This is a genomic window from Fischerella major NIES-592, from assembly GCF_001904645.1.
Classification (GTDB): Bacteria; Cyanobacteriota; Cyanobacteriia; order Cyanobacteriales; family Nostocaceae; genus Fischerella; species Fischerella thermalis.
Genome location: NZ_MRCA01000001.1, coordinates 814,001 through 831,050 on the forward strand (window position 1 = coordinate 814,001; position 17,050 = coordinate 831,050).

General features: G+C 41.9%; 15 protein-coding genes. 4 read left to right on the plus strand and 11 right to left on the minus strand.

Translation table 11 applies throughout. The features are described from left to right. Positions 1-114 precede the first annotated feature (114 nt). Positions 115-375: a hypothetical protein gene (locus NIES592_RS03620; protein ID WP_073554927.1), complete on the plus strand. Its 261-nt coding sequence runs from the start codon at positions 115-117 to the stop codon at positions 373-375. Here the strand turns inward: NIES592_RS03620 and lpxB are convergent. From lpxB to purC, 6 genes are all read right to left on the minus strand, one after another. Next, positions 364-1,524, minus strand: coding sequence for a lipid-A-disaccharide synthase (lpxB, locus tag NIES592_RS03625; RefSeq protein ID WP_073554928.1), 1,161 nt, complete (start codon positions 1,522-1,524; stop codon positions 364-366). The two genes, NIES592_RS03620 and lpxB, sit on opposite strands and share 12 nt — an antisense overlap. Positions 1,525-1,667: 143 nt before the next feature. After that, the gene (gene lpxA / locus NIES592_RS03630) at positions 1,668-2,489 is read right to left on the minus strand and encodes an acyl-ACP--UDP-N-acetylglucosamine O-acyltransferase (RefSeq protein ID WP_062248574.1); all 822 of its coding nucleotides are present in this window, start codon (positions 2,487-2,489) and stop codon (positions 1,668-1,670) included. A 219-nt stretch (positions 2,490-2,708) separates the two neighbouring features. Next, positions 2,709-3,239, minus strand: a complete 531-nt coding sequence (gene fabZ, locus NIES592_RS03635; RefSeq protein WP_062248573.1) for a 3-hydroxyacyl-ACP dehydratase FabZ — start codon at positions 3,237-3,239, stop codon at positions 2,709-2,711. A 108-nt stretch (positions 3,240-3,347) separates the two neighbouring features. Next, positions 3,348-4,193 carry a UDP-3-O-acyl-N-acetylglucosamine deacetylase gene (lpxC, locus tag NIES592_RS03640; RefSeq protein ID WP_062248571.1) on the minus strand — a complete coding sequence of 282 codons (846 nt, stop codon included), beginning with the start codon at positions 4,191-4,193 and terminating at the stop codon, positions 3,348-3,350. Between the two features lie 91 nt (positions 4,194-4,284). Further along, complete coding sequence (locus NIES592_RS03645) at positions 4,285-6,789, minus strand: BamA/TamA family outer membrane protein (protein ID WP_073554981.1); 2,505 nt, start codon at positions 6,787-6,789, stop codon at positions 4,285-4,287. A gap of 149 nt (positions 6,790-6,938) precedes the next feature. Beyond that, positions 6,939-7,676, minus strand: a complete 738-nt coding sequence (gene purC / locus NIES592_RS03650) for a phosphoribosylaminoimidazolesuccinocarboxamide synthase (protein ID WP_073554982.1) — start codon at positions 7,674-7,676, stop codon at positions 6,939-6,941. A gap of 503 nt (positions 7,677-8,179) precedes the next feature. On the opposite strand from purC, the gene NIES592_RS03655 reads away from it, so the two are divergent. Further along, on the plus strand, positions 8,180-8,446 hold the full coding sequence (locus NIES592_RS03655) for a DUF7219 family protein (protein WP_009456124.1): 267 nt from the start codon (positions 8,180-8,182) through the stop codon (positions 8,444-8,446). Positions 8,447-8,508: 62 nt separating this feature from the next. Here NIES592_RS03655 and NIES592_RS03660 read toward each other — a convergent pair whose 3' ends face one another. From NIES592_RS03660 to NIES592_RS03680, 5 genes are all read right to left on the minus strand, one after another. Next, complete coding sequence (locus tag NIES592_RS03660) at positions 8,509-11,067, minus strand: GAF domain-containing protein (protein ID WP_073554929.1); 2,559 nt, start codon at positions 11,065-11,067, stop codon at positions 8,509-8,511. 203 nt (positions 11,068-11,270) lie between these two features. Next, positions 11,271-12,404 (minus strand): glycosyltransferase family 4 protein, encoded by a 1,134-nt coding sequence (locus NIES592_RS03665; protein ID WP_009456118.1) that lies wholly within the window; start codon positions 12,402-12,404, stop codon positions 11,271-11,273. A 271-nt stretch (positions 12,405-12,675) separates the two neighbouring features. Further along, entirely contained in the window at positions 12,676-12,966 is a 291-nt protein-coding gene (locus NIES592_RS03670; RefSeq protein ID WP_062248564.1) for a hypothetical protein, read from the minus strand. 12 nt (positions 12,967-12,978) lie between these two features. After that, a complete protein-coding gene (locus NIES592_RS03675) occupies positions 12,979-14,133 on the minus strand; it encodes an NAD-dependent epimerase/dehydratase family protein (protein WP_073554930.1) in 1,155 nt (384 codons plus the stop codon). Between the two features lie 157 nt (positions 14,134-14,290). After that, positions 14,291-14,848, minus strand: a complete 558-nt coding sequence (locus tag NIES592_RS03680) for a hypothetical protein (RefSeq protein ID WP_062248559.1) — start codon at positions 14,846-14,848, stop codon at positions 14,291-14,293. A 218-nt stretch (positions 14,849-15,066) separates the two neighbouring features. On the opposite strand from NIES592_RS03680, the gene NIES592_RS03685 reads away from it, so the two are divergent. Continuing rightward, positions 15,067-15,411, plus strand: coding sequence for a hypothetical protein (locus NIES592_RS03685; RefSeq protein ID WP_009456114.1), 345 nt, complete (start codon positions 15,067-15,069; stop codon positions 15,409-15,411). A 106-nt stretch (positions 15,412-15,517) separates the two neighbouring features. Next, positions 15,518-17,029, plus strand: a complete 1,512-nt coding sequence (gene ycf46 / locus NIES592_RS03690) for a stress-responsive protein Ycf46 (RefSeq protein ID WP_062248557.1) — start codon at positions 15,518-15,520, stop codon at positions 17,027-17,029. Positions 17,030-17,050 lie beyond the last annotated feature (21 nt).

The window sequence follows — 17,050 nt, forward strand, 5'->3', positions numbered from 1 at the left end:
GTGTAGTTTTTAATTAATACAAAGATAATAATTGACATCTGGCAGCAATCTTAATAAATTTTTCGAGATTAAACCAATGGGACAATACAAATACTAAATTAAACAAGAATGATTATGAATATTTATAATCAAAAATCACCCTATAACAACTCAAATTATTTAGGACAAAAAACTTTAGAAACCCCGCTACCAAATAGTCAGCAGCAAGATCCACTGATTGCAAAAGCTTTGCAAAAAGAACAGTATATTGGTATTTTTAGCCTTGCGATCGCTATTATTGCAGCTGTCGGAATAATCAGTCGCCGAGTCGAATATGCTATTTTGTTCGCTATTTTCCTCAGCCTTATTCTCATTGCTTTATTTTTAGTGATATAGCATTTGCAAAATTTCTCTAGCGGCGCGATCGCACACTCCCAATTCTCCTATAGACCGTTGCATTTGTTGATAATCTGCTTGGATTTGCTGTTTACGTTCCTGGTTGAGCAAAAATTCCATTGCTGCTTCAATAATATTCTCTGGTGACGCTTGTTCTTGGATAAATTCTGGTACGATTCCCTTCATCACCATCAGGTTAACTGGTGAGGCAAAGGGAAAAGTTATTTTGAGGATATGACGAGCAACCCAGTAAGTAAAAGGACTGAGGCGATAAACAACCACCTGTGGCACTTTCAACAGGGCAAGTTCTAAATTTACAGTCCCACACTTAGTAATTGCTAAATCAGCAGCAGCGAGTACTTCATGTTGTTGACCAGAAATTACAGTGGCTTGCAAACCATACCGTTGTATTTGTTTTTCTATTCTTTCTCGGTATATTTCTAGAGATAAGGGAATCCAGAAATGTACTTGCGGCAGTTTAGCTTGCATTATTTGTGCCGCTTGGAACATTACAGGTAAAAGATACTTGAGTTCTTGATGACGGGAGGCAGGTAAAAGTGCCACAGCGATCGCATCATCGGCAATTCCCAGCTGCCTGCGTGCTGCTTCTCGGCTAGGAAATTGTTCTATTCTATCTACAAGAGGATGACCTACCCAAGTAACTTTTGCACCTTTGTCTTGAAAGTAACGTGCTTCTTCAGGGAAAATAGCTAATAATTTATCACAAACATGAATAATTCGCTCTGTATTACCAAGATTAATTGAAGAAACCCAAACTTGGGGAGCAATATAATATACAATAGGGACTTGCGGCATTTGGCGGCGAAGATAATTGCCGATACCAAGATTTGGCCCCATGTAGTCAATCAACACTACCAAATCAGGCGGGTTTTGCTTGAGATAGGCGATCGCCCGGCGCTGGACTTGCAGAGTTGGCAGTACAAAAGGTAGAGATTCTAACAGACCAAAAGAACCAATTTCGCTGGTATTACCCAGTAAAATTGCTCCTGCTGCTGCCATTTTGTCACCTCCAAGGGCTACAATTTCTAGTTCCAACCCAGCAGCAATCGCTTGCTTTCGCAATGCTGCTACTAATAGCGACCCCTGCAAATCGCCAGACACTTCACCAGTACTAATAAATATTTGCATTTTGGAATTGGGTATGGGGGGAGTGTGGGGTGATGGGGTGATGTAGAGACGCGCTGTTTGAAGTGTCTGGGAGTGGGGGAGGTAAAAATCTCCCTTTGTCTCCTTTGTCCTCCTTATCTTCCCCAGTTCCCACTCCCTTATTTTCAAGACTCATCATCTCTACTGTTTGCTTTTCCTTTTCCAGGAATTAAACCGCGTCTTCCTGGCATTTGCGAAAGTAGGAGAAAACGACGCAAGTGCTGTAAATGTTCTGTATCTCCCAACAGTTCTAGTTCTTCTAAGGCATCTTTGAAAAGTAAATCTGAACGGTAGAGAATACGGAAGGCTTTTTTCAAGATTTGTAAGTCATTAGCAGACAAACCAGCGCGTTTGAGTCCTACAAGGTTGAGCGATCGCACTCGGGTGGGATTTCCCTCGACCAACATATATGGAGGGACATCCCGGTCAATACGGCTCATTCCTCCTACCATTGCGTGCTTACCAATATGCACAAATTGATGGATACCCAGAACTCCACTGATTGTTGCTCGTGACTCAATATGAACATGACCTGCGATCGCTACTGCATTGGAAATAGTCACAGAGTCTTCAATCACACAGTTATGTGCCACATGAACGTAAGCCATCAGCAGATTACCGTTACCAATCATCGTGGCTTCACCTAAACCAGTAGCACGGTTAATGGTCACGTATTCGCGAATGCGATTGTCGTCACCAATTTTGACCCAGCTAGTTTCACCAGTGTATTTTCGGTCTTGGGGTTCCATACCAATGGCAGCCCCCGGAAAAATTTGATTTCGGGCTCCAATTTCCACAGGCCCATCTAGCACTACATGAGCGCCAATTGTAGTGTCAGGACCTACTTTCACATGCCCACCAATCACAGCATAGGCACCGACTTCCACTGTCGGGTGCAGCTCCGCGTTAGGATGAATTACAGCAGTTGGATGAATAAGCGTCTTCAAGGGTGCATCTCCAGAACAGTAAGCGTGCTAAGTTTTTTGCCAGACGCGCCACGGAGCGTCTGATTTCAGTAGCCGAAAGCATCAAATTGGTACAGGTGTGAGGGCAGTGAATATATGGAAATCAGACTGTAACAGCTGTTGTTTGTTGTTGCTGATATCCCTAATACAAAATTTTGTAGAGGCGCTTCACGGTAATGCCTCTACCACAAGAATAAATTTTTAGCTTACGAGGGAAAACATTAATTCACCTTCAGCAACTAACTGACCGTCAACCTCGGCGCGAGCTTGCATCTTACCGAAACGACGTTGTTTTATCCATAACAGTTCCACAGTCATGAGCAGCTGATCACCGGGAACAACTTGGCGACGGAAACGGACTTTATCAATACCAGCGAATAGAAAGAGTCCGCCTTCCAATTGTGGCACTTGTGTCATTACGACACCACCAACTTGGGCCATTGCTTCTACGATCAGCACCCCTGGCATAATTGGACGTCCCGGAAAATGCCCTTGAAAATGGGGTTCGTTAATTGTGACGTTTTTAATGCCAACAGCTCGTTTCCCGGGCGTGTAGTCGATAATTTTGTCTACAAGTGCAAAGGGGTAGCGATGTGGTAGAAGTTTCTGAATTTCTTCTGCTGTGAATGTAACTTTTGTTTCAGAGTTACTTGTAGTGGAAGAATCGAACTGCTCCTGAATAGGTCCTGACGTGGGGTTATCGATAGAATTTACTTCGGTGACAGTAGCCATTGATGGGTGGGGTTGATTTTTAGTTGTGGTCTTGTAGGTAATTGAATTTAATTTAGTTTAAAGTTGGTGGTTGTTTGGACAACCACCAACTTTAAACAAAGAACAAAATTAACGCAATTCCCAAATTTTCTGTGCCAGTTGCACGTGTAAATTGTGGCTGGCTTTATACGCCAAAAAATGAGCATGGGGGAAAGGCCCTATTAAACTCAAATCTCCTACTAGATCCAAAATTTTATGACGTACTGGCTCATTTGCAAATCTTAATGGTGGATTTAGCCAACCATCAGGCCCACACACAAGAGCATTTTCTAAGCTTCCACCCTTAATTAACCCGGATTTTTGCAGGTATTCAATTTGATGTAGTAAACCGAAGGTACGGGCAGGGGCAATTTCTGTGATGAAGCTAGCATCAGACTTTCCTGGTTCAAAACTTGGAGACCAACTGTGCCATTGATTACCAATAGCAGGAAGTTCAAAATCAATGCCGTAGGTAAAGCGAGTAATTGGTGCAGGGAAAGCGCAAACGAAAGCATCATCCTGACGTACCCATATCGGCTCATTGATGAACAAAGCCTGAGATTTTTTAGTAGAGGTTTGCGGTATTAATCCCACTTGGGTAATACTTTCTACCCATACCTTTGCCGAACCATCCAACAGTGGTACTTCTGGACCGTCAATTTCAATACGGGCGTTATCTACACCCACACCCACCAATGCAGCCAATAAATGCTCTACTGTCCGAACACTTTTCTCATCTTTACCTAGCTGAGTTGATAGAACTGTTTGAGTAACAGCAGGTACTTGGGCTGGAATAATTGGAGTGTTGGGCAAATCTACTCGTACAAAGTAACGTCCACTGTCTACCCCGGCTGGTAGTATCCGTACTTGGGTAGTTACACCACTATGCAGTCCCACTCCGGTGAGAGTAATTTCAGATGCGAGGGTTTGTTGCATAAAATTAGGTCAAGGGTCAATGGTCAATTGTCAAGGGTCAATGGTCAATTGTCTAAGAAGTCTGGACTATGGACTATTGACTCTTGACTACTTAGAATCTTTCCCCAATACCAAAATTGATACGGCTATCTCCTTGATCGTTGAAGCCGTAGTCTATGCGGATGGGGCCAAGTGGTGACTGCACACGCACACCAAGACCATAGCCGTAGCCACTACCGCTTTTATCGAGTAAATCTCCAGCCTCTGTTTCCGTTCCCAAGTCAGTAGCAGCATCAAAAAATAGAGCGCCGCTAACTACGGAGAAAACAGGGAAGCGATACTCAACTGTGGCTTGCAAGAAACTACTACTACTAGCTAATGCACCCTCTTCATAGCCCCGAACGGAGTTACTTCCACCCAAAGTAAAAGCTTCGTAGGGAGGTACATCACCAAGTATGGTTCCTCCTTGGACGTTGAAAGCAATAGTTTGTGCGCCTTTGGTAAAGTTAGTGAATCTTACGGGAAGATAGTAGCTATAGCTACCCCGTACCTTACTCATGAAGATATTACCTAGTCCTACTGGTACGGACTGTTCCAAGCCTAAGCGGAAGAAGGAACCTCTAGTTGGTTGCAAAGCATTGTCACGTTTGTCGCGCACTGCTGCTAATTGCAATGTCAGCAAGTCATCTTGACCAGTTCCAGATTCGGTCAGTTCAATGATTTTTTTAGGCTGGCCATTTTCATATATTGTTCCTTCCTCTCTGATATTACCGTCAGAATCACGAGTGGAAACTCGTTGATATCTTATACCAGCTGAAGCTGTCCATTCTGCACGCTCATGGGGATTTTTAGACAAAGGACGGCTAAAGTTGATACCGCCACCTAAACGTAAAATCCGAGGTGTATCACCATCGTCTTCACCTGATTGAAAGGTTTCGATGTTATCGTCTTTTCCTTCAAAAATCAATGAAATGGAGCGACTACGGAAAAGGTTTGCCGTATAAGAAGTTCGATATGGGTCTCCAGCTATCCAAGGATCTGTAAAGCGGACATCAAACAGCAATTCCCGTTGACCAACTTCTAACTCAGCCCCCAATTTTTGGTTTCTACCATTCAGGTTTTGCTCTTGATAGCTGATAGTACCAAACAATCCACTAGCAGAACTAATACCTGCACCGGCGGCGATGGAACCGCTGTTACGTTCCACTACGTTGACTTGGACATCCACTTGGCTGGGGTTAGTACCAGGGTTGAGGGAAACATTTACATCTTCAAACAGTCCTAGACCGTAGACCCGTTGTAAGTCTCTTTGTATGATGTTGCGGTTAAATACTTGTCCGGGCTTCAATTGGATTTCCCGTGTAACAATATACGGTTGCGTCCGTCCCCTAATCGGTTTTCCGTCTTTGTCTGTTTCTTGACCTTCTTTATTACGATATTGGACACTAATGTCTTCTACGACCCCTTCTGCAACAGTGAGGGTGACTACTCCATCAGGTGATACCTGTGGTGAACCAACAACTTGTGCTAGTACGTAGCCTTGGTCTTGATATACCTTAAGTAACTGTTTAATGCCTTCTTGTAACTCACGTAAGTTCAAGATTCTTCCATACTGGTTGCTAAAGATTTGATTAACAGTATTTGGAGGTAGTACGGAAGGTACATTTGTACCAGGATTAGCGTCAATTCTGACTTGACTGAGAGTGGGATTTAACTGAACTAAAAATGTGACTCGTACCCCTAATGGTGTATCTTCTGGCACTGCTTGTACATTGGAGAAAAAGCCAGTAGCAAAGACGGAATTAATATCTTCTTGCAGTTGCGATCGCGTTGTCGTCCGTCCTGGTTGAGTCCGAATTACCCCGTAAACTTGGTTTTCCTGTTCTGCTGGTAGTGGTTGTCCAGTCTCCGTCCTAATCACAACCTCTGATACTAATACGCGAGGTTCTGCTTCTGTTGTTGGTTGTTGTTGGTTGGTTGTTGGTTGCTGTTCAGTATCTGGTTGTTGGTTGGTTGGTGGTTGATTGATTAATGGTTGTTGGTTGTTGGTTGGTTGTTGATTCGTTGGTGGTTGTTGATTCTGGGAAGGTGGTTTTTGATTATTGGGAGGTTGAGTGTTCTGAGGAACAATCGTGGGAGAATTCTGGGCAGTTTTTGGGGTTGTTAATGTTATGGTCTGGGGTGTTGTTTTTAGTGCTGATGCCCCGGGAGTGCTAACAGAGACTTGTTGATTGGTTGTCTGTGTTCTAAGTGTTGTTGGCTTTGTTTTTGGAGATAATTGTATATTTTCTGACTTATTATTAGTTAATCTTGTTAACTCTAGTGTCGTCTTTTTTGCTGAAAATACTTCAAAAACTTCTTGTTCTGGACTTGCTGTTGATGTTGTATCTTGAACAGTTTGTGTAGTATTTGGAATAGTAGAAGTTGGGATTGTCACCTCTTGTGTTGTATCAGTAGTTGGCAATCCCGCGACAACTTCTTGGTCTTGATTTGTTGTCGGTACAACAACATCTGCTGTTTTTTTTGAATTATTTGCGGTTTGCGCGTTAGCATGAAGCGAACCGCCCAGAGGTGTGGCGATCGCCACCATTGTCATTAAAACTGGAGATAAGCGCATTTTATTTTGATTTTTCTTCACTTCCACGCACCATCAAAGAAAGATTTTGCTTTATGTCAAAGTTGGTTTTTGGTCAGTAGTTAGTGGTTAGTAGTTAGTGGTTAGTTGTTCACAACTCCTCACACTCCCCCACCTCTCCACCTCCTCAATTACCCTTTTTCCACTGCTTCTAGCACTCTTCTTAAAACCTCCTGGTAAGCATCCTCAACATTACCTAAGTCCCGACGAAAGCGGTCTTTATCTAGTACACGACGGTTAGGGTCATCCCCTGCGGATACGTCCCATAAACGACAAGTATCGGGACTAATCTCATCTGCTAATAGCAACTGCTGTTGTGAGTCCAAACCAAATTCTAGTTTGAAGTCCACTAAGGTAATGCCACACCCCTGGAAAAACTCTTTGAGAAATTCGTTAATTTGCAATGCAAGATGGATTATACTGTCAACTTGTTCCGGAGTTGCTAATTCCATCAGCAGTATGCGATCGCGAGTCAACAGAGGATCTCCCAATTGGTCATTTTTGTAATAAAATTCCACCAATGGCATCTTGAGTACAGTTCCCAGTGGTAATCCTGTTTGTTGACAAAGGCTACCCGCAGCAATGTTCCTGACAACCACTTCCAATGGCAATATTTTTACCGCCTTGATCCGCATTTGGTTGGGAGCGGGACTTTCAATAAAGTGAGTCTTGACACCCCGGGCTTCTAGCTGTTGAAATATTTTACTAGAGATGATATTATTTACAGTCCCTTTGTTTTGGATACTACCGCGTTTTTGAGCGTTAAATGCTGTCGCATCATCTTTAAAAACAGCCAGTAAGATTTCCGGGTTATCCGTAGGGTAGATAATTTTGGCTTTACCTTCGTAGAGCTTGGTTTGGGCAGTCATGGCAGGTAGTAAATTTAGGTTCAATGGCTGGCTTGTATGCATTTAAGCTTAACCATTTTATCTTTTGTTTTTAACCATTAGTCATCAGTGCAATACCTAAGTAAAACTGTTGACCCAAGATAGATGCACAAATTAAGGGCGGGAATTTAACATAAATTATGTATTGGTTATATTCCCAGAAGTCGTAGCTATTTGTCACAATAAAAGTAAATAAATTAAATGTATAAACTAATACAGCACTATAGATTATTAATTCAAAGTTCAATACGATTGTTATTTAGCAGAAATTATGAAAGTTCGGCAAACTTACTCAAAACTAAATAATGAATCTTTGCCAAAATTGACATTGGCAAGTATTTAGATAAAGTTTAAACAGTAAAGAAAAAAAGAATCCTCATTAACCTTTCTCCTTTACCCGTTCCCAGATTTTGAGATCAATACAAGGATTGTAAATTGTTAGTTTGTGATTCAAAACAATGAAGAAGGTAAAATTTGGATAAAAAATGCCTAACAAAGATGATTTTCTTTATCCCCGGGGTCGCTACTACGGTCAGGTCAAGCCAGAAAATTTGGTATTTAATGCTAATCTACAGGAATTTGCCCAAAAAGTCAGTTATATCTGCAATCTGGAGACAGCCGGTAAGATATCTCCTGATGAGGCTTATGAGAATATCAAGGAGCTTTGGAAAAATTTGAAACAAGCGAAAAAACAGTTAAGAATTGGTGAAAATCCTTTCCGAATGGATGATGATGGTAATCAACCAGAGTAGTTAATTAGTCATGAGTTGTTAGTTATTCACTGCGCTACCGTGTTCCCCGTCTCTCAATTTCCTTATTTATTCATCATTGTCCAAACTCCATCCCAAGAGTTTGGTAGACTTTGCTTGAGGTAATTACGAGCGCGTTCCAAATGAATATCAACGACCTGATCTATTGGTCGGATTCTTTTTGCTGCTTCAAAGTAGACGATCGCACTCTCAAAATTACGGTTGAGATAGGCGTTCCGTCCAGCATGGTAGAAAGAGAGGAATTCGTGGGTTGTGGCGTCTAGAGGCGTAGTGCAATCGCCTATTAATTCATAAATATTTACAGCTTGGTGTTTACCTTTAACCCGAATTTTATCTAATTCACGCACCCAAATGCGATCGCGGCACAATTGGTAAGTAAATTCACTGATAATAATATCACAACCATATTCTTTTGTGATCGCTTCTAAACGCGAGCTGAGATTGACGCCATCACCGATGACTGTATAATCCATGCGTTTGTGAGAACCGATATTACCGGAAACTACTTCCCCGGAACTAATTCCAATGCCAATATGAATTTTTGGCTGTTCTTGAATCACGCGTCGTTGGTTAAATTCTTCTAATCGCTGTCGCATTTCCAAAGCAGCTTGTACAGCTTTCCAAGCATGATTTTCCGTAAGCGGGAGTGGCGCACCAAACACCGCCATTAAAGCGTCGCCAATAAATTTATCGAGAGTACCTTCGTGGTTAAATACCGCCTCTACCATCGTTTCAAAATACTGGTTTAGCAGCGATACCACCTCAGCCGCACCGAGATTTTCTGTCAGAGTGGTGTAACCTCTAATATCAGAAAACAAAACGGTGACTTCTTTGCGTTCACCCACCATTAAAGCATCTTCTCCCAATGCCATAACTTGTTCAGCGACACGAGGAGTTAGGTAGCGGTACATGGTATTTTTCATCCGCTTTTCTCGGCTGATATCTTCTAAAACTACCAAACCACCCCGCACCCCTCCTTCTGGGTTTGTCAGGGGGTTAACAGTTAAATTGATGCTACGTTCAATTTGATTGACACTATCTGCACTGAGTAACTTCGATTGGGGAGTTAAAGGTTGGTTCCAGGGGATAAAAAGATCAGTTTGAGTGCGATCGCGAATTGCTAAAATGTAATTTTTTGTATCTTTATCTGTAGTATATAAATATAATCCCACCGTCAAACTTTGCTCCGGTACATAATGTCTTGCACCTGTTTTTAAACTATCTTGCAGCCGCATTTGTAAATTATCAATTGGTACAACCTCCCACACAAAGCGACCAATTAAATTTTGTTCCCAAGCAACTTTATTATGTTTAGCATTTCCATCTATTAATGGACAACCTAGCAATTCTAAAGCTGCATCATTAATAGTCACGATGCAACCTTCCATATCTGTAGAAATTACTGCATCAGAAAGACTTTGGAGAATATCTTTCTGATATTGTTTTTCTAATAGTACATTTTCAAATAAACGGGCATTTTCTAAAGCAATTCCGGCTTGAATATTAAAAGCCCGCATAAATTCTTCATCCGAAGCACTAAAACTGCCTTGTTGTTTATTAATTAATTGTGTCACGCCAATTAATTCATTAGTAGAATTAAATACTGGTAAACATAAAATATTGCGAGTTACATACCCAGTTTTTTTATCTGTACTGGGGTCAAAACGAGGGTCTTTATAAGCATCAGGAATATTCAACGCTTCACCAGTAGAAGCTACATAGCCAACAATTCCACGGTTAGCAGGAATGCGAATTTCCATCATTTTTTTGCCATCAGCCGCTGCTATTTTTGTCCAAAGTTCTCCCATTTCCTTACGATATAAAAATAGCGTGCTGCGGTCTGCTTGCATTAAAATTCGTGCTTGTTCCATCACTATTTGCAAAGTCGCTTCTAAGTCTAGACTTTGACCCAGTGTTTGAGTTGCCCGCAAAAGCGCCGTTGCACCCCTTTGATTGCGCGCTGCGACATAGAAAGATTGGCAACTTTCTAAGATAATACCTATAGCAGAAGCAAAATCCCGAAATCGTTCTTCATCTTCACTGTCAAAAGGAATATTTCCAGCTTTGTTTGCCAGTTGTACTACGGCGACAACTTGATTTTTACTGCTTAAAACTGGCATACATAGAAGATTATCAATCTTATAGCCCATTTGTTTTTCTAAATCTGAGCTAAACAGAGAATGAGTAGCAGTATCAGATATATTTAAACATTCACCTGTACTAGCAACATAACCAGGGATACCAACAGTAATCGGAATACGAATTTCTAAAGGCTTATGAATATTATCTTGAATAATTTTTGTCCAAAGTTGACCTTTATCGTTGTCTACTAAAAAAATAGTAGTATGTTCAGCTTGGAGAATTTGACCTATTTTTAATGTAATGGCCTCTAAAACTTTCTCCAGCATTGTTTCCAGGGCTTCGTTATTGATCAGCTCAATTGCCCTCAGAAATTGCTGAAATTCCGCAGTAATAAAATCTAGTAAGCAAACAAATTCGTTAACAGAAAGGTCTTTAACACGACGTAATAAAGCGTGAGTGCGATTAACTTGAGTCAGTTCAGTTAATGTAGCTAGGACGCTACCAGTATTAAGGAGTGCCATGAAATTTTAGATTTTAGATTTTGCGAAAAGTTTGAGCTAGGGCTTGGGGCGCTCAGAGCTTTTCAAGACGGATTTTAGACTTTAGATTTAGATTTTGGACTAGTAACTAGGTTATAGTTAATGGTTTATAGTAATCAAAAATCAACAATTAACTACTACATGAATCCCAATCCAAAATCCAAAATCCAAAATCTAAAACCAGATTACGCTGCTTTGGGTAATTCAGAATAAATTACCTTTTGATAGTAATCTTGCAACTGACGAGTGGCAGCTGCCCATCCCCAACGTTCAGCTTCTCGGCGGGCATTTTGACGAATAGATTCTCGTTCTTGTTTCATTTCTAGTAAGCGCAGGGTAGCAGCGATCGCACCTTCATCACCTGCATCAGGAGCAAATAGGTATCCATTGACACCATCTGTTACTATATCAGGAATGCCGCCAGAACGGGCTGCTACTACTGGACATCCTGCTGCCATTGCTTCTAGGAGTACTAGACCCAATGTTTCTGTGCGAGAAGGGAAAATAAAGGCATCAGCGCTAGCAAAAGCTGAAGCTAATTCTTTGCCAACCAGGTAGCCAACAAAATGAGTGTTTGTGTTGGCAAAGTGCTTTTCTAAGGCTTGGCGGTGGGGTCCATCTCCCACCAATGCGAGTCTGGCTGCGGGGATAGCTTCTAGTATGGGTTTGATCCGCTCAATTTCTTTTTCAGCAGAAAGACGTCCAACGTATAATAACAAGGGACTATCTGGGTGATTTTGGGACAGACGCGATCGCATTTCCTCAGAGACTAAGCTAGGATGAAATGTTTCTGTATCTACTCCCCGTTGCCACAAGTTTACTCTTTCAATTCCGTGGGCTGTCAGTTCCTCCATCATTGCTGTAGAGGTACACAAATTTAAAGCAGCTTGATTGTGACCTGCTTTAAGCAATTCCCACAATAACCCCTCAAGCATTCCTAAACCGTAATGCTGGAGATATTGAGGCAAGTGGGTATGATAAGAAGCCACTAAGGGAATATCAAGCACCTTGCTGTAGAATATACCAGCTAATCCTAAAACAGCTGGATTGACCACATGAATAATGTCTGGCTGAAACTGTTCCAAAATGTAACCAATGGCTGGGCGCGGTAGTGCCATTTTTAACTCAGGATACAGAGGTAGCGGAAAGCCAGAGACACCATATATTTTGGCTCCTTTATATTCTGTAATACCGCCATCCGGGCAAATTACTAGTACTTCGTCGCCACTGCGTTGTAAATGTTCAATAGTATGACGTAGGCGTGTAACAATGCCGTCAACCTTGGGCAGAAAGGTTTCGGTAAATAGAGCAATCCTCATAAAATATCATTCACTACAGGCACGGTGTTCAGATAATTCCAGCTTCTGGGCAATTTCAGCACTACTTACAGCGCAAACTGTTGCATAAACAACAGATTGGTCGTCATACTGTGCAAGAATATGACGACCAGTTTTCGGTCAGCAACTCACTTTAATTAAATAGGGTTGTCTAACCAGCCTCATTCAGGTTTTACCCTGTGTTTTAAGTATGATTGAAGTTAATCAATTTTGGATTTTAGATTGACTCATCCAAAATCTAAAATTGGCATGGTTAAGATGTCTTGTTAGGCAGGGTGCAAATGCCATGAATACCAATGGCTGCGATCGCCACACCTGACAAAACTCCAACTCTTTGAGCAAAGCAATTGATTCTGTGTCTGTTTTCTGCGGCTTGGGCAATGAGTAAGTCACCCACCTTTGCAGATGGAGACTTTGCCACTTGTTGATAATTTTTATGGGCTGCATCCAGTGTTGTCCATTCAGGAAGCAGATAGTAAATACTAATGCTACTAAATGCCACACCAGGCAATACAACAAACACAAACAGAACAAGTGATCGCATGTTCATGCTTTGCTATTTACGATGCCAAGTAACTTTTGGCAGAATTTGGTTTTTATCGACTCGATTTTGATATTTGACAGCAAAGTTCAATAGGGAATCAAGCAGGGAATCAGAGAGATAGTGAGGTTGTAAACCTAGATCCAACAGTTTGGTGTTTTTGGCATTAAAGTAGTGTTCTTCTTTTTCGATTCTGGGGTTATCTAGGTTATTAACTTCTACATTTAGCCCCATTGCATTCCCGGCTTTTTTCACCATCATCGCCAAGTCACCGACACTGAATTGTTCAGTAAATTGGTTAAATACACGGAACTCTCCAGGTTCAGCAGGGTTAGTGATCGCCAGTTCAATACATCGCACTGTATCCCGAATATCCAAAAATCCCCGCGTTTGTCCACCTTTACCATAGACAGTCAGGGGGTGTCCAATTGCAGCTTGGATACAGAAACGGTTCAACGCTGTTCCAAACACACCATCGTAATCTAGGCGGTTAATTAACAGTTCGTCCATACCGGTTTCTTCAGTGAGGACGCCATAAACCACACCTTGATTTAAGTCTGTTGCCCTTAGTCCCCAAATCCGACAAGCAAAGTGGATATTGTGACTATCGTGGACTTTGCTTAAGTGGTACATTGAACCAGGTTGCTTGGGATAAGGCAAGGTATCTTTGCGTCCGTTGTGTTCAATGGTGATATAGCCTTCTTCTATATCTATGTTGGGTGTACCGTATTCACCCATTGTTCCCAATTTCACCAAATGGCACTCTGGGAAATCTTCTTTCATCGCGTACAACAAATTCAGCGTACCCACAACGTTATTGACTTGCGTCATAACAGCATGTTCGCGATCAATCATCGAAAACGGTGCAGAACGTTGTTCGCCAAAATGCACGATCGCATTTGGTTCAAATTTATACAGGGCTTTTTGGAGAAACTCGTAATTAGTGATATCACCAACAAACAAATCGATGGTTTTACCAGTTAAGTCTTTCCAGCGTTGAGTGCGTTGGTGAATTGGTGCGATCGGGGTTAAAGTTTCTACACCCAATTCATTATCCCAGTGCCGCCGCACCAAGCTGTCTAAAATACCAACTTCGTAACCTCGATTGGAAAGATAAAGCGCGGTTGCCCAACCGCAATAGCCATCGCCACCAATAACCAGGACTTTCATTTTCACCTGTTTTTACTCGCTGATAGCTAAATCTACCAGGTTTGTGTCACCTCTAGACCATGAAGATTGGGGATTGGGTATCGGGGACATGGGGGACAAGGAGAAGTATGAGGAGTGTGGGTAGTATGAGGAGTAGTAAGCAAACAACAACTAACCACTAACTCTTTATCCTTGACTGTTGACTAATTTTATAGCTACTAGCGATGTAATCAAAAAAGCGGTAGTAGCTACTAAATTCTTGGCTGGGTGCTTTTCCCTGCCAGTAGTATTTCAGTTCTCCTTGGGCTAATTGTAGTGTCATTACACTTTCTTGTTGCCTAACTTCTACCGTCAGTACTCCGGTTACTCCTTGAGCAGTTGTAAAGTTGGGGTTTATTGATGTTTTGCCCTTTTTGTCTTGGTTTATATCTTTTGGCAGTTGCATTCCTGCCCAACTGCGAATCTCTACAGCTTTATTTCTTGGAGAAATAAAAACTATGCCGTCGGCGTTGTCTGATGGCAAAGACTTCCATGTGCTGGGATAAGGAAATTCAAAGCCGTATCGGTTATTTCTATAGATTTTCCAAGTGTGATTAGAGCTGTGGAAAGCAGTTATTGTTGTACAGCCTCCCAGAATTACAGATAAAGCGATCGCGTAAATAATGTATCTTGCACTCCTCTGGAAGCGGGATCTGGTAGATAGAAGACAAAATATGCTAGGAGTAAAGGCTTTCATTAATGAACTGGAAGAGGGAATTTATGGGTATCTCACTAAATACTCTTGAGATATTGTTGCTTTTTTACCACTACCTATTTTTAGGGTGCAAAACCTTACGTCATTTCATGTGTAAATAAATATTACAATATTGACGTCAAAGCGTCTTGCTGTCTTGACAAGCCAAAGACGAGTAGATATCGTAAGATACATACCCGGGTAAGACCGTTAACAGAGTTATGCAAGCTAATAAGCAAAAGGTTACTTTGTATTTGTCGCCAGAACTGCACAGAAAACTGAAAATACGTTCAGCTATTGATTCAGAGCCAATGTCGGATCTTGCCGAACGCGCCCTCGTTTTCTACCTGGCAAATTCGGAGCTAGTTGATGAAGTAGCTGTCTACGGAAAAACTCATAGAGTTTACACCTGTCCTAATTGTGAAAGCTCATTAGTTATACGTGATGGTGAATTGGTTGGTTTAGGCAAACAACCGGGAGTAATTAGTAGCAATCAAGAACATCTGCCAGTGGAAGAGATGGAGCAAGCCCATCCCAAAGGCGAGGAAGAATTAGTTCCTTGCTAAGCTCAGAATTGTGAATACATAACTCGTTATGAATTCTCAAAATTCTGCCATCTTTGCCAACTGCGATGTCTAGAGTTTCTGTAAAAGGTCTCAAGTAGGTCGATTTATGAAAGAAGAGCTCAACATCCTCATTCAAGCTCAATACCCTTTAATCTACCTTGTGACCTCCGAGGAAGAGCGGGCTGAGCAGGCAATCTTTACAATCGCTCAATCGTCAAAACCACAACGGCGAGTGTACGTTTGGACAGTAACTCACGGCATCGTGGAGTATGGTCAACCCCGGAATGTAGGTCAGCATAATACTGTTTCACCAGAAGCGGCGATTGATTGGATTATCCGGCAAAGAGAACCAGGTATATTTATTCTTAAAGATTTACATCCTTTTATAGATGCGCCTGCGACAACAAGGTCTTTACGGGATGCGATCGCAAGCTTCAAAGGCATGCAGAAGAACATCATCTTGATGTCACCAATGCAGCAAGTACCCATTGAATTGGAAAAGGAAGTTGTCGTTTTAGACTTTCCCCTTCCAGATATGGGTGAGTTGAATAAAGTTTTGACTCACCATATAGAAAATCATCGTGGGCGACGGCTAGCAACAGAGGCACGAGAAAAACTTCTCAGAGCTGCCTTAGGATTAACAAAGGACGAAGCGGAAAAAGTATATCGTAAAGCCCAAGTTACAACTGGACGCCTAACAGAAGAAGAAGTTGATATAGTCTTATCAGAGAAAAAGCAATTAATCCGACGCAACGGTATATTAGAATACATAGAAGAAGACGCAACTATTGATGCTGTTGGTGGCTTGGAAGAATTGAAAAAGTGGCTAAAACAGCGTTCCAATGCATTTACAGAAAGGGCGCGGGAATATGGTTTGCCTCAACCAAAAGGAATGTTAATTCTTGGTGTTCCGGGTTGCGGTAAGTCGTTGATTGCTAAAACCACATCTCGGCTTTGGGGTTTGCCACTGTTGCGGTTAGATATGGGACGAGTCTATGATGGCTCAATGGTAGGACGTTCAGAAGCGAACTTACGCAACGCCCTCAAAACCGCCGAATCTATTTCCCCTGCAATATTATTTATCGATGAATTAGATAAATCCTTTGCTGGTAGTACAGGTTCTTCTGATTCTGATGGTGGTACTTCTAGCAGGATATTTGGTTCTTTCCTCACCTGGATGCAAGAGAAAAAATCCCCGGTATTTGTCATGGCAACTGCCAACCGAGTGGAAAGATTACCAGGAGAATTTTTAAGGAAAGGTCGTTTTGATGAAATTTTCTTTGTGGATCTGCCCACACCAGAAGAAAGGCAAGATATATTTAAGATCCACCTGCATAAGCGCCGGGAAGACATCTCTAGGTTTGACCTAGAACAATTATCTAAAATGTCTGATGGTTTCTCTGGAGCAGAAATTGAACAGGCGATCGTGGCAGCGATGTACGAAGCTTTCGCCCAAGATCGTGAGTTCACCCAATTAGATATTATTGCTGCACTGAAAGCGACACTGCCGCTGTCTCGGACGATGCAAGAACAGGTTACAGCCCTCAGAGATTGGGCTAGACAGCGTGCGCGACCCGCAGCAGCTTCCATTGCTGAATATCAGCGAATGGAATTCTAAAAGCTTTCCCCTGGCAATACA

Coding starts and splice junctions, on each gene's coding strand:
- fabZ (WP_062248573.1), bottom strand. CDS start 3,239: ATGGCTACTGTCACCGAAGTAAATTCTATCGATAACCCCACGTCAGGA.
- NIES592_RS03660 (WP_073554929.1), bottom strand. CDS start 11,067: ATGGCACTCCTTAATACTGGTAGCGTCCTAGCTACATTAACTGAACTG.
- NIES592_RS03670 (WP_062248564.1), bottom strand. CDS start 12,966: ATGCGATCACTTGTTCTGTTTGTGTTTGTTGTATTGCCTGGTGTGGCA.
- NIES592_RS03645 (WP_073554981.1), bottom strand. CDS start 6,789: ATGCGCTTATCTCCAGTTTTAATGACAATGGTGGCGATCGCCACACCT.
- NIES592_RS03665 (WP_009456118.1), bottom strand. CDS start 12,404: ATGAGGATTGCTCTATTTACCGAAACCTTTCTGCCCAAGGTTGACGGC.
- NIES592_RS03680 (WP_062248559.1), bottom strand. CDS start 14,848: ATGAAAGCCTTTACTCCTAGCATATTTTGTCTTCTATCTACCAGATCC.
- purC (WP_073554982.1), bottom strand. CDS start 7,676: ATGACTGCCCAAACCAAGCTCTACGAAGGTAAAGCCAAAATTATCTAC.
- NIES592_RS03685 (WP_009456114.1), top strand. CDS start 15,067: ATGCAAGCTAATAAGCAAAAGGTTACTTTGTATTTGTCGCCAGAACTG.
- ycf46 (WP_062248557.1), top strand. CDS start 15,518: ATGAAAGAAGAGCTCAACATCCTCATTCAAGCTCAATACCCTTTAATC.
- lpxC (WP_062248571.1), bottom strand. CDS start 4,193: ATGCAACAAACCCTCGCATCTGAAATTACTCTCACCGGAGTGGGACTG.
- NIES592_RS03620 (WP_073554927.1), top strand. CDS start 115: ATGAATATTTATAATCAAAAATCACCCTATAACAACTCAAATTATTTA.
- lpxB (WP_073554928.1), bottom strand. CDS start 1,524: ATGCAAATATTTATTAGTACTGGTGAAGTGTCTGGCGATTTGCAGGGG.
- NIES592_RS03655 (WP_009456124.1), top strand. CDS start 8,180: ATGCCTAACAAAGATGATTTTCTTTATCCCCGGGGTCGCTACTACGGT.
- NIES592_RS03675 (WP_073554930.1), bottom strand. CDS start 14,133: ATGAAAGTCCTGGTTATTGGTGGCGATGGCTATTGCGGTTGGGCAACC.